This window comes from Xanthomonas sp. 60 (genome assembly GCF_011761925.1).
This window is the reverse complement of the sequence record NZ_JAASQW010000001.1, coordinates 332,887-344,826: the sequence shown is the minus strand read 5'-3', so window position 1 is coordinate 344,826 and position 11,940 is coordinate 332,887. Positions and strand designations below refer to the sequence as shown.

Here is an 11,940-nt window from a genome sequence, read left to right as displayed (position 1 = left end):
ATGCTCCCGCAGCTCGCGCTGGTCCCGGGCGAGCCGGCGGGGATCGGCCCCGAGCTCTGTGTCCGTCTCGTCCAGCAGCCGCGCCGTGACTGCCGGCTACTTGCGTTTGCCGATCCCGATGTCCTGCAGGCCGCCGCCACCGCGCTGAACCTGCCGCTGCGCCTGCTTCCCGAGCAGGCGCACGCCCATGCGCCCGGCGACCTGCGGTTGCGCCCGGTGCGCAATGCCGCTCCCTCCACCTTTGGCATCACCTGCCCGGCCAACGCCCGCGCAGTGATCGATGCGCTGCTCGGCGCAGGGCAGGCCTGCCTGTCCGGTGCGCTCGACGGTGTGGTCACCGGGCCGGTGCATAAGGCAGTGATCAACGATGGCGGCATCGCCTACAGCGGCACCACCGAACTGCTGGCTGACCAGGCGGGCGTGCGCGTGGTGATGATGCTGGCCAATGACATCGTCCGGGTCGCGCTGGCCACCACGCACCTGCCGCTGCGCGAAGTGCCCGACGCCATCACCGACGCCAGCCTCGAACACGCCCTGCGCACCGTGCACACGGCGATGCGCGGCGCCTTCGGCCTGCCGGCCCCCCGCATCGCTGTGCTCGGGCTCAATCCCCACGCCGGCGAAGACGGGCACCTGGGCCGCGAAGAGCTGGATGTGATCATTCCGCTGCTGGACCGGCTGCGGGGCGAAGGCATGACCCTGATCGGCCCGCTGCCGGCCGACACCGCGTTCCTGCCGGGACAGCTGGCCGGGTTCGATGCCGTGCTGGCGATGTACCACGACCAGGGCCTGCCGGTACTGAAATACTCCGGTTTCGAACAGGCGGTCAACCTCACGTTGGGACTGCCCTACCCGCGCGTGGCCGTCGACCACGGCACCGCGCTGGCGCTGGCCGGGCGCGGCATCGCCGATCCGTCCAGCCTGCTGGCGGCCACCTCGCTGTGTGCACGACTGGCCGCCGCGCGATCAAGGGCGGGCGCTGCGCCGATACCAGACCTTGCCGCGCCCTCTACGCGCTAAACTGGCCGCATGAATCCGCATTCCCCTGCCGGCCCGGCGTTCACTGCCCCGGCCAAGAAACAGCTGGGCCAGCACTTCCTGGCCGATCGCCATTACATCGACAGCATCGTGCGCGCGGTGAATCCGAAGGACGATGACCGTCTGGTCGAGATCGGCCCGGGCCAGGGCGCCATCACCCTGCCGCTGCTGCGCCAGCATCCGAGGCTGACCGTCATCGAGTTCGACCGCGATCTGATTGCGCCGCTGACCGCTGCTGCCGCGCCGCTGGGCGAGCTGACCCTCATCCAGAGCGACGTGCTGCGGGTGGACTTCACCGCGCTCGCCGGCGGCGGACAGATCCGCCTGGTCGGCAACCTGCCCTACAACATTTCCTCGCCGATCCTATTCCACGCCCTGGACCATGCCGACGTGGTGCGGGACATGCACTTCATGCTGCAGAAGGAAGTGGTCGACCGCATGGCCGCCGGCCCCGGCAGCAAGGTCTTCGGCCGCCTGAGCGTGATGCTGCAGGCCTACTGCGAAGTGACTTCGCTGTTCGTGGTGCCGCCGGGCGCGTTCCGCCCGCCGCCGAAGGTCGATTCGGCCGTCGTGCGGCTGGTGCCGCGCGATCCCTCCAGCATCGGCATCAACGATCGCAGGCGCTTCGCCGATGTGGTGCGGGCGGCCTTCGGCCAGCGACGCAAGACGCTGCGCAATGCCCTCAACAACGTGGTCTCCGCCGAGCAGTTCGCCGCTGCCGGCGTGCGCCCGGATGCGCGCGCCGAACAGCTGGACATCGCGGAATTCGTCGCACTGGCCAATGCAAGCTGATTACACTGCCGGTATGCAAGCCCCCGATCCTTACGCAATCGAAGTTGAAGTCGCTCCCCGCTTCCTCGACGACCAGTCCACCCCGGAAGACGGCCGCTATGCGTTCGCCTACACCATCCGCATCCACAACCGCGGAAGCGTGGCCGCGCGCCTGGTCGCCCGTCACTGGCGCATCGTCGACGGCAACGGCGAGGTGCAGCTCGTGGACGGCGATGGTGTGATCGGTGAGCAGCCCCGGCTGCGCCCGGGTGAAGACTTCCGTTACACCTCAGGCGTCATGCTGGGGACCGAGCACGGCACGATGCAGGGGCATTACGACATGGTGGCAGATGATGGCACCGAGTTCGTCGCTCCGATCGCGGCCTTCGTGCTGACCATCCCCCGAACGCTGCACTGACAAGGAGGCCAGGCCATGAGTGTGTGGGCAATCGGCGACCTTCAGGGCTGCTATGACGTTACCCAGCGCCTGCTGGAGAAGATCAGGTTCGATCCCGCACAGGACACGCTGTGGTTCTGCGGCGATCTGGTCAACCGCGGCGGCCAGTCGCTGGAAACCCTGCGCCTGGTGCATTCGCTGCGCGAGCACAGCGTGGTGGTGCTCGGCAACCACGACCTTTCACTGCTTGCCGTCGGTGCCCGCAGCGAAGAAGAACAGCGCAAGGTCAATCCGGACCTGCTGCGCGTGGTGCAGGCCGAGGACCGCGACGTGCTGCTGGAGTGGCTGCGCATGCAGAAGCTGGTGCATGCCGATCGAGCACTGGGCTGGATGATGGTGCATGCAGGCATCGCGCCCCGCTGGACCACGCAGATGACCGAAAAGCACGCGCGCGAGGTCGAGCAGCAGCTGCATGGTGCCGGCTACCGCAAGCTGCTGCGCAACATGTATGGCGACAAGCCGAGCTGGGCCCCCGGACTGACCGGGTACGAACGCTCGCGGGCGATCATCAACGTGCTCACCCGCATGCGCTATTGCACCTCGCGCGGGCGCATCGGCATCGAGGACAAGGGGACGCCGGGCACGCAGGAGCAGGGGTTGTATCCGTGGTTTGAAGTGCCGGGCCGCCTGGAGCGCGATCTGAAGGTGGTCTGCGGCCACTGGTCCGCGCTGGGCCTGACGATCACCCAGGGCGTGCACGCCATCGATACCGGCGCGGTCTGGGGCGGCAAGCTGACCGCCCTGCAGCTGGATACCGACGAGGTGCGCGTGGTGCAGGTACCCGGGCGCGACGTGCCCGCCCCCGTGCCGGGGGCCCGTCCGCCGGCGCGTCCCCCGAAGGCGCCGCAGGAGAAAACACCGCGCGGGTCGCAGCCGGCTGCGGCATCGGATCATGCACCGGGCCAGCCCACCGGTGGCGAGACCCGTACCCGCGGGCCGCGCCGGCGGCGCGGACGCGGTCGCGGCAATGGCGGCGCCGGCGCAGGCACGCCCCCGGCCGTCGACTGAAAAGGAACCCCGCCTGAGCCGTGCGCACGGCCGGGCGCGGCCCGTCCGCGCGGTCCGCAGGCGCGGCTAGTCGCGCCGCGTGTAGTGCAGGAATTCGAAGGCGAACGGGTGCTGCCCATCCGCCTCATGCCGTGCACGCTCCACCACCTGCCACAGGCGCTCGTCCACCTCCGGGAAGAAGGTATCGGCCTTGACCTCGGTGTCCACCCGGGTCAGGTGCAGGTCCGTGGCGTGGTCCATCAGCAGGCGGTAGATCTCACCGCCGCCGATCACGCACAGCTCCGGCGCGTTCTCTGAGGCCGCTACTGCGCGCGCCTGCTCGAACGAGGCCACCGCATGCATGCCCGCCCACGGCACCGCACCCCGGCGGGTCAGCACCAGGTTGGTCCGCCCCGGCAGCGCGCGCCCCAGCGATTCCGCCGTGCGCCGCCCCATCAGCACCGGCTTGCCCAGCGTCAGCGCCTTGAAGTGCTTCAGATCGTCCGGCAGGCACCACGGCAGCTCATTGTCACGCCCGATGCCGCGTGCGCGATCAAGCGCGGCGATGAAACTCACCTTCAGCGCAGCGCTCATACCGCGACCGGCGCCTTGATCGCCGGGTGCGGGTCGTAACCGTCGATGCGGATGTCCTCGAAACGGAAGCCGAACAGGTCCGTCACCTCCGGATTGAGCCACAGCGTGGGCAGGGCGCGCGGCGCGCGCGTGAGCTGTTCGCGCGCCTGCTCGTAGTGGTTCGAATACAGATGCGCATCGCCGAGCGTATGCACGAAATCACCGACGCCCAGCCCGGTCGCCTGCGCCACCATGTGGGTCAGCAGCGCATAGCTGGCGATGTTGAACGGTACGCCGAGGAAGATGTCGCCGCTGCGCTGGTAGAGCTGGCAGCTGAGCTTGCCGTCCACCACGTAGAACTGGAACAGGTTGTGGCACGGCATCAGGGCCATCTGCGACAGCTCGCCCACGTTCCAGGCACTCACCACCAGCCGCCGCGAATCCGGATTGCGCTTGATTTCCTCCACCAGCCACTGCATCTGGTCGATCTGGCGGCCATCGGCGGCCGCCCAGCTGCGCCACTGCTTGCCGTACACCGGCCCGAGATCGCCGTTCTCATCGGCCCACTCGTCCCAGATGCGTACCTGGTTGTCCTTCAGGTACCCGATGTTGGTATCGCCTTTCAGGAACCACAGCAACTCGTGGATGATCGAACGCAGGTGCAGCTTCTTGGTGGTGACCAGCGGAAAGCCGTGATTGAGGTTGAAGCGCATCTGCCAGCCGAACACGCTGCGGGTGCCGGTCCCGGTGCGGTCGCTCTTCTCGGCGCCGTGCTCCAGCACATGCGCGAGCAGGTCGAGGTAGGGCTTCATCGGGCGTCCTTGGCCACCGCCGGCTGCGGCAGCAGGCGCGGCGCCCGGCGCGACATCACCACCAGCACCAGGCCCAGCACCACCAGCGGCAGGCTCAGGATCTGCCCGCGCGTGAGCCAGTCGAAGGCCACGTAGATGCCGTTGTCGGGCATGCGCACGAACTCCACCGCGAAGCGGAACAGGCCATACATCAGCGCGAACAGGCCCGACACCAGGTAGCGGTTGCGCGGGGTGGCCGAGACCAGCCACAGCACCACGAACATCACCAGGCCTTCCAGGAAGGCCTCATACAGCTGCGAAGGATGGCGGGCATACGGGTTCAGCGCGCCTGCGGCGAACTGGGCCTTGAGCGTGGCGGTATCCAGCTGGGCCAGCGGCGCCGGCAGACCGGTGGGGAACACCACGCCCCAGGTGCCGTCGGTGAACTTGCCCCAGAGCTCATCGCCGATGAAGTTGCCGATACGCCCGAACCCCAGGCCCAGCGGGACCAGCGGCGCGATGAAATCCATGGTGTCGAAGAAGTGCAGGCGATGCCTGCGCGACCACCACCAGCAGGCCGCCAATACGCCCAGCAGGCCGCCGTGGAAGCTCATGCCGCCATCCCAGACCTTGAACAGCAGCAGCGGATTGGCCAGGAATTCGCTGAAGGCATAGAACAGCATGTAGCCTACCCGCCCCCCGACCACCACGCCGAGCATGGCGTAGAAGAGCAGATCGGAGAAGCCTTCGGCCGAGACCCCCGGCAGGCGGCCTGCCGCGATCCGGCGCTTGCCCAGGAACCAGGCCGAGGCGAAGCCAAGCAGGTACATGATGCCGTACCAGTGCACCTTGACCGGCCCCAGCGAAATGGCGAGGGGGTCGATATCGTGGAAGTAGATCATGGGGGGTGCCTTGCGGGGATCGGGGTAGTTTAGCCCGGCCGGGCTCACCCCAGAATCTGCGGCGCGTCCGGCAGGCCCGCAGGGTCTGACCGCAGGGAGGGCGGAAAGTGCCGCGCCAACAGCGTGGAGACCTGATCGATCGCGGCCACCAGCGCGCCGGCTGGATCACCGCCGCGCAGCCCCTCGCGCAGCTGCGCGCAGATCTGCTCCCAGTGCGCCTGCGCCACGTGCCCGTGCAGGCCGCGGTCGGCCACGATCTCGATGGCATGGTCGGCCAGCAGCAGGTAGACCAGCACGCCGTTGTTGCCGGGGGTATCCCAGGTCCGCAGGTGGGCGAACGCGCGCTCGGCTGCTTCGCGCGGACGCACGCCACGCCAAATGGCAGGCAGTGGCAGGTCCGCTTCCACGGCGAACATCACCTGTCCGCCATGACGGCGCTCACCGGCCGTGATGGCCTGCGTGATCGCCTCCAGCGTGGAGGGGGGGAACGTCCGCCGCACGGACGGCGAGAAGACGTGGCGCAGGAGCCGCGTGAGCATCACCACCCTCCCGACGCGCCGCCGCCGCCGGAACGGCCGCCGCCACCGCCCCAGCCACCGCCGCCAAACCCGCCACCGCCCCCACCGAAGCCGCCGCCGAAGCCTCCCCCGCCCCAGCCACCGCCGCGCGCGAAACGCGCCGGGTGTCCGGAGGTGACCGCGATCAGCAGGCCGACCACGCCGGCGATGCCGCTGGCCACCAGCAGGGAGGTGAACAGGAAGGCGACCACGGCGGCGCCGGCACCGGCGGCCAGGCCGCGCAGCGGACGGGGCAGCCAGCCCAGCACGGCCCGCAGCAGCGAACCGACGAAGAAGCCGATGACCACGGCGATGATCCAGCCATCGCCGGAGGGGGCGGCATCGCGCTGGCGGTGGGCACTGACAGGGGGCGGCAACGCTTCGCCCTCGATCAGCCGCGACAGCACGGCGGTGGCCTCGCTGATACCGCCCGCGTAGTCGCCACGCCGGAAGCTGGGCGCGATATATTCCTGGATGATCCGGTTGGCCACCGCGTCCGGCACGGCCCCTTCCAGGCCGTAGCCCGGCTCGATACGCACCCGCCGGTCGTCCTTGGCGACCACCAGCAGCACACCGTCATCCACGCCCTTGCGGCCGATCTGCCACGTATCGAACACGCGGGTGGTGTACTGCGCGATGTCTTCAGGCTGCGTGGTGGGCACGATCAGCACCTGCAGCTGGCTGCCCTTGCGCTGCTGGAGGTCCATGGCCTGCTGCACCAGCTGCCGGGTCTGTGCCGCATCCAGGGTCCCGGTGGTGTCCACCACGGGCGAGTCCAGGGGCGGAATCGGCGCGCTGTTCTGCGCTCCGAGCGATCCCAGCGGCGACAGCAGCAGCAGGGCCAGCAGCAGGCGCATCAGCATGGCTCAGCTGCCTGGCTGCGGCTGCGGCTGCGGGGCCGGGGCCGGGGCCGGCTGCGCGCCGTTGCCGAAGTTCACTTCAGGTGCGTTGGAGATCTGCGCTTCGTTGTCCACGGTGAAGTTGGGCTTGGGCTGGTAGCCGAAGATCTTCGCGGTGATCACCTGCGGGAACGAACGCACGTAGGTGTTGTAGTCCTGGACCTGCTGGATGTACCGGCCACGGGCCACGGTGATGCGGTTCTCGGTGCCTTCCAGCTGCGCCTGCAGATCGCGGAAGTTCGCGTCGGACTTGAGCACCGGATAGTTCTCGGTCACCACCAGCAGCCGCGACAGCGCACCGCCCAGCTCGCTCTGCGCCTGCTGGAACTGCTGCAGCGAGGCCGCATCATCGGCGTTGACGTTGATCTGGCCGACCCGCGAGCGTGCGTTGGTGACGTCGGTCAGCACCTGCCGCTCCTGGTTGGCGAACCCCTGGACGGTGTTGACCAGGTTGGGCACCAGGTCGGCGCGGCGCTTGTACTGGTTCAGCACCTCCGCCCAGCTGGCCTTGACCGACTCGTCCTTCTGCTGGATGGCGTTGTAGCCGCAGCCGGAGAGCAGGGATACCAGCACGAGCAGGGGAAACAGGCGGGTCAACAGGCGCATGGCCGCAATCCATCAGGTTGGAAAGCCGGAGCATGCCACGCGCCGCGTGAAAACGATCGTGCATACGCCAGTGCTGCCGGGCAAGGACCGGCAACACTGGCGGGCGACAGTCACCAGTCGCCGGCGCCCGGCACCTGCTTGGCGCGTGCGCGGTTGCGCATCAGCAGGTTCAGCCATTCCACCAGCACCGAGAAGCCCATCGCCGAATAGATGTACGGCTTGGGCACGTGCACGTCCAGGCCATCCAGGATCAGCACCGCGCCGACCAGCAGGATGAAGGCCAGCGCCAGCATCTTCACCGTTGGATTGGCGTCGATGAAGCGGCCCAGCGGATTGGCCGCCAGCAGCATCACCGCCACCGACAGCAGGATCGCCGCCACCATGACCGGGATATGGTCGGCGATGCCGACCGCAGTGATCACCGAATCCAGCGAGAACACGATGTCGATGATGGCGATCTGCAGGATCACCATGCCGAACACCGCCGAAGCCTTGGTGGTGGTCGGGTCGTTGTCCTCGCCACCGCTGATCATCTCGCGTATCTCCATCATGCCCTTGATGATCAGGAACAGGCCGCCGAGGATCAGCACCAGGTCGCGGATGGAGATCCCCATGCCGGCCACGGTGAACAGGTTCGCTTCCATGTGCGCCAGATAGGCCAGCGACACCAGCAGCAGGATGCGCGTGATGCACGCCACGGCGATGCCGAGCTTGCGTGCGAACGGACGGCGCGCCTCCGGCAGCTTGCTTACCGCGATGGAGATGAAAACGAGATTGTCGATGCCCAGCACGATTTCCAGCGCACTCAGCGTGAGCAGGGTCAACCAGACGTTGGGATCGGAGAACAGTTCAAGCAGCATGGGGAGGTCTTCGCGAAGTCAGGAAAAGGAAGAGAAAAGGCGGGGCAGCAGGAGCAGGCCCCAGCACAGCAGGACATTCACCAGCAGCACGAACACCGCGGCCGAGCCCATGTCCTTGGCCCGTCCGGCCAGTTCGTGGAACTCGCTGCCGTAGCGTTCGATGACAGCTTCGATGGCCGAGTTCAGCAACTCCATCGCCAGCACCAGCAGCAGCGAACCGAGCAGCAGCACGCGCTCAACCGGGGTCGCGCCGAGCCATAGCGCCAACGGCGCCAGCACGACCACCAGGCAGACTTCCAGCCGGAAGGACGATTCGTGCAGCCACGCCGCGCGCAGTCCCTGCCAGGACCACTGCGCGGCCTGCAGCATGCGGCGCGGTCCGCGTGGCGCGTGGCCGAACTGATCAGCCATGTCGAGCCCCGGGACGGACAGGGGCGGCGGGCGCGCGCAGGCGCCGCCACGTACGGAAAAAGCCAGGCATCAAGGCAACCACAGGGAAGACGGCAGGCGCTCATTTTGCCACAAGCCACCGGTGTGCCCGCCCCGCCTGCCCACCCGGGCCGGTACGATGGGCTCCGGTATCGAATCAGACCCTGCTGGAGAATCCACATGAAGCCGCATCCACGCCCCCTGCTGCTGGCCCTGGCCCTGGGCCTCACCGCTGCGGTGTCGGCGCAGGCCATCACACCTGCCACGCCTCCCCGCGTTCCCGGACAGGTCTCCAATGTCGCCTGGGAAGAAGACATGCGCGCGTTCGCCCGGGCCGACCAGGCCCGGCCAGTGCCCGACGGCGGCATCGCCTTCATCGGCAGTTCGTCGATCCGCATGTGGTCATCGCTGCAGCGGGATTTTCCGGGCAAGCCGGTCTACAACCGTGGCTTCGGTGGCTCGGAAGTGCGCGACAGCACCTGGTACGCCGATCGCCTGCTGATCCCGCACAAGCCCTGCGCGGTGTTCCTGTATGCCGGTGACAACGACCTCAACAGTGGCCGCACGCCGGTGCAGGTGCGCGAGGACGTGCTGGCCTTCGTGCAGCGCGTGCACAGCGCCCTGCCCGCCACCCGGGTCAACTACATCTCGATCAAGCCCAGCCCGTCGCGCGCGAACCTGCTGCCCGCCATCACCGAAGCCAACGGACTGATCCGCCGTGCCCTGGCCGGCGTACCCAACACCGGGTTCATCGACATCTATACGCCCATGCTCGGCACCGATGGCCAGCCCGACCCGGCGCTGTTCCTGCCCGACATGCTGCACATGAAGCCGTCCGGCTACGCGCTCTGGACCCGGGCGATCGCGCCCAGCGTCAGCTGCCCGAAGTAACCGGCGGACGCAGTTTCAGCGGAATACCACCACCGCTTCGGTACCCTGGCCCGGCTCACTGGTCAGAGTGATGGTCCAGCCGAAGCGGTCACACAGCCGCTTGACGATCAGCAGGCCGAGCCCGGTGCCCTGCGGGCGATCAGGCTCGGCGCGGTAGAACGGTTCGAACGCACGTGCCAGCGTTTCGGCGGACATGCCGATACCGGTATCGCGCACGCGCACGCGGTCCTGCTCCACGTGGACGTCCACGCGCCCTTCGTCGGTGTAGTTGCAGGCATTGCGCACCAGATTGCTGACCACCACCTGCAGCACCCGCGGCGGTCCGTGCAGCGTCACCTCGCCGGCGCCGTGCATCTCCACGTGCACCGGCTTGTTCGCCATCAGGCCGGCAGCGGTATCCACTTCGTGGCGGACCACCTCGGCCACATCGAAGACTTCCATCTGCGGCTGCACATCGGCCTCGCGCGCCAGGATCAGGAATGCATCGATCACCGCTTCCATGTCCCGCCCGGCGCGCTGGATGCGCTCCAGGCTGCGGCGCTGGCGGGGCGCGAGGTCCTCATCGCCCAAGGCCATGTCGCTGGCCACGCGGATCACGGTCAATGGAGTACGCAGCTCATGGCTGGCATCACGGGTGAAATCCCGCTCGCGTGCCACATTCTCGGTGACCCGGGTGGCCAACGAGTGCAGTGCCGCGGCAAGCTGGCGGGTCTCGCCCTGCATGTCGCCGGGCAGCCGTTCGGGGTCCAGATCAGAGGCATCGGGACGCGCCGGATCCCAGCGCGAGACGCGTCGGGCCAGCCAGTTCACCGGCGAGACGAGCCGGTTGGACACCCGCCAGGTCACCCAGCTTGCGCCATAGACGGCGAGCAGGGTCAGCAGTACCGGCACGATGCCGAACCAGAACGCCAGCATCTGTGCCCGTGAGCGCAGGAACACCAGATAGAGATGGCCCTGCGGCCGGGCATCCACCCAGACCAGCTGGTCATCGCCGGCCAGTTCGTGGAAGCCGGGTGCCAGCCCGCGCAGGCTGGCCGGCAGGGCCAGGGGCGAGCGCCCGGCTTCCAGCAGGTAGCCACGGACATTGTGCGTGTTGGGCGGCGGCTGCGCGGGCGAGGCCTCGTGCAGCGTCCAGTAGTACGTTGCTTCTTCCTGCAGCGCGGCCTTGATCAGGCTGTGCTTGATCACCAGCGAGACAAGCCATGCCCCCAGCACGATCGCGACGCTGGCGAGCACGGCCTGCAGGATGAAGGCAATACGGATCTTGCGCGGCAGGCCGTGCGGCATCGGGAAAGGTCGATACGTGGGAGGCGGCTCCAGTATAGGCAGCGCGCCCGTCAGGTCTCCGTACAGGGGCGATGAAGCGCCTGTACGGAAAACCCTGCGGCAGGTATCAGCCCATCGGCTGGGCGATGTCCGCGATGCGGTAACCGGCGCTCTGCACGGTATGCAGCAGCGGGCGGTCGAACGGCTTGTCGATGATCTTGCGCAGGTTGTACAGATGGCTGCGCAGGGTATCGGAATCCGGCAGGCCGTTGCCCCAGATCTCGCGCTCGATTTCCTGGCGCGTGACCACGCGCGGTGATTCGCGCATCAGGATGGTCAGCAGGCGCAGTCCGATCGGCGACAGCTGCAGCTCGGTGCCGGCTCGCGTGGCGCGCATGCTGACCGGATCGAGCACCAGGTCGGCGACCTTCAGCACTTCCGAACCCACCTGGCGGCGCTCGCGACGGATCAGGGCACGCAGGCGTGCTTCCAGTTCCTGGATCGCGAACGGCTTGGTGAGATAGTCGTCGGCGCCGAAGCCCAGGCCGGTCAGCTTGTCGTCCAGCGTATCGCGCGCGGTCAGCATCAGCACCGGGGTCGATTTGCGGGCGTCGTTGCGCAGACGGCGGCACACTTCGATGCCGTCCAGGCGCGGCAGCATCAGATCCAGCACGACCACGTCGTAGCTGTTCTCGGCGGCCAGACGATAACCGTCCAGCCCGTCCTGGGCATAGTCGACCTCGAAGCCACGGCCTTCCAGATACTCACCGATCATCTCGGAGATATTACGGTTGTCCTCCACGACCAGAACAAGGCCGGAGGTTTCCTTCGTCTGACGCATGGTCTTCCCTCTAACTTCAGCTTTGTGAAACATGCCGCATCGACAGTGGACGGGATGTGAAGCCTGATCGAA

The 11,940-nt window shown here is 67.8% G+C and carries 15 protein-coding genes; 5 read left to right on the top strand and 10 right to left on the bottom strand.

What is annotated here, in order from left to right; genetic code table 11:
- From pdxA to FHY09_RS01510, 4 genes are read left to right on the top strand one after another with little or no spacing between them, the layout of a single operon-like run.
- On the top strand, nucleotides 1-1,020 hold the full coding sequence (pdxA, locus tag FHY09_RS01525) for a 4-hydroxythreonine-4-phosphate dehydrogenase PdxA (protein WP_166923476.1): 1,020 nt from the start codon (nucleotides 1-3) through the stop codon (nucleotides 1,018-1,020).
- Between the two features lie 9 nt (nucleotides 1,021-1,029).
- Nucleotides 1,030-1,830 carry a 16S rRNA (adenine(1518)-N(6)/adenine(1519)-N(6))-dimethyltransferase RsmA gene (gene rsmA / locus FHY09_RS01520; protein WP_166923474.1) on the top strand — a complete coding sequence of 267 codons (801 nt, stop codon included), beginning with the start codon at nucleotides 1,030-1,032 and terminating at the stop codon, nucleotides 1,828-1,830.
- A gap of 13 nt (nucleotides 1,831-1,843) precedes the next feature.
- On the top strand, nucleotides 1,844-2,227 hold the full coding sequence (gene apaG, locus FHY09_RS01515) for a Co2+/Mg2+ efflux protein ApaG (RefSeq protein ID WP_166923472.1): 384 nt from the start codon (nucleotides 1,844-1,846) through the stop codon (nucleotides 2,225-2,227).
- A 15-nt stretch (nucleotides 2,228-2,242) separates the two neighbouring features.
- Nucleotides 2,243-3,274, top strand: a complete 1,032-nt coding sequence (locus FHY09_RS01510) for a symmetrical bis(5'-nucleosyl)-tetraphosphatase (RefSeq protein ID WP_166923470.1) — start codon at nucleotides 2,243-2,245, stop codon at nucleotides 3,272-3,274.
- 66 nt (nucleotides 3,275-3,340) lie between these two features.
- Here the strand turns inward: FHY09_RS01510 and FHY09_RS01505 are convergent, their stop codons facing one another.
- The 8 genes from FHY09_RS01505 to FHY09_RS01470 form a co-directional block, all read right to left on the bottom strand.
- On the bottom strand, nucleotides 3,341-3,835 hold the full coding sequence (locus FHY09_RS01505; RefSeq protein WP_166924334.1) for a dihydrofolate reductase: 495 nt from the start codon (nucleotides 3,833-3,835) through the stop codon (nucleotides 3,341-3,343).
- Nucleotides 3,836-3,843: 8 nt separating this feature from the next.
- Complete coding sequence (locus FHY09_RS01500) at nucleotides 3,844-4,638, bottom strand: thymidylate synthase (protein ID WP_166923468.1); 795 nt, start codon at nucleotides 4,636-4,638, stop codon at nucleotides 3,844-3,846.
- On the bottom strand, nucleotides 4,635-5,519 hold the full coding sequence (lgt, locus tag FHY09_RS01495) for a prolipoprotein diacylglyceryl transferase (protein WP_166923466.1): 885 nt from the start codon (nucleotides 5,517-5,519) through the stop codon (nucleotides 4,635-4,637). The genes FHY09_RS01500 and lgt overlap by 4 nt, the downstream gene beginning before the upstream one ends.
- 44 nt (nucleotides 5,520-5,563) lie before the next feature.
- On the bottom strand, nucleotides 5,564-6,058 hold the full coding sequence (locus tag FHY09_RS01490; RefSeq protein WP_166923464.1) for a TPM domain-containing protein: 495 nt from the start codon (nucleotides 6,056-6,058) through the stop codon (nucleotides 5,564-5,566).
- On the bottom strand, nucleotides 6,058-6,939 hold the full coding sequence (locus FHY09_RS01485; protein ID WP_456362675.1) for a TPM domain-containing protein: 882 nt from the start codon (nucleotides 6,937-6,939) through the stop codon (nucleotides 6,058-6,060). The genes FHY09_RS01490 and FHY09_RS01485 overlap by 1 nt, the downstream gene beginning before the upstream one ends.
- Nucleotides 6,940-6,942: 3 nt before the next feature.
- Entirely contained in the window at nucleotides 6,943-7,581 is a 639-nt protein-coding gene (locus FHY09_RS01480; RefSeq protein ID WP_166923462.1) for a LemA family protein, read from the bottom strand.
- Nucleotides 7,582-7,691: 110 nt separating this feature from the next.
- Nucleotides 7,692-8,441, bottom strand: a complete 750-nt coding sequence (locus FHY09_RS01475) for a TerC family protein (RefSeq protein ID WP_166923460.1) — start codon at nucleotides 8,439-8,441, stop codon at nucleotides 7,692-7,694.
- Nucleotides 8,442-8,459: 18 nt separating this feature from the next.
- A complete protein-coding gene (locus tag FHY09_RS01470) occupies nucleotides 8,460-8,852 on the bottom strand; it encodes a diacylglycerol kinase (RefSeq protein ID WP_166923458.1) in 393 nt (130 codons plus the stop codon).
- Between the two features lie 198 nt (nucleotides 8,853-9,050).
- Here FHY09_RS01470 and FHY09_RS01465 point away from each other — a divergent pair, with 198 nt between their 5' ends.
- The gene (locus FHY09_RS01465) at nucleotides 9,051-9,761 is read left to right on the top strand and encodes an SGNH/GDSL hydrolase family protein (RefSeq protein WP_166923456.1); all 711 of its coding nucleotides are present in this window, start codon (nucleotides 9,051-9,053) and stop codon (nucleotides 9,759-9,761) included.
- A 15-nt stretch (nucleotides 9,762-9,776) separates the two neighbouring features.
- On the opposite strand, the gene FHY09_RS01460 is transcribed toward FHY09_RS01465, so the two are convergent.
- Nucleotides 9,777-11,048 (bottom strand): sensor histidine kinase, encoded by a 1,272-nt coding sequence (locus FHY09_RS01460; RefSeq protein WP_166923454.1) that lies wholly within the window; start codon nucleotides 11,046-11,048, stop codon nucleotides 9,777-9,779.
- A 106-nt stretch (nucleotides 11,049-11,154) separates the two neighbouring features.
- Nucleotides 11,155-11,868: a response regulator transcription factor gene (locus FHY09_RS01455; protein WP_042613699.1), complete on the bottom strand. Its 714-nt coding sequence runs from the start codon at nucleotides 11,866-11,868 to the stop codon at nucleotides 11,155-11,157.
- Nucleotides 11,869-11,940: the final 72 nt, after the last annotated feature.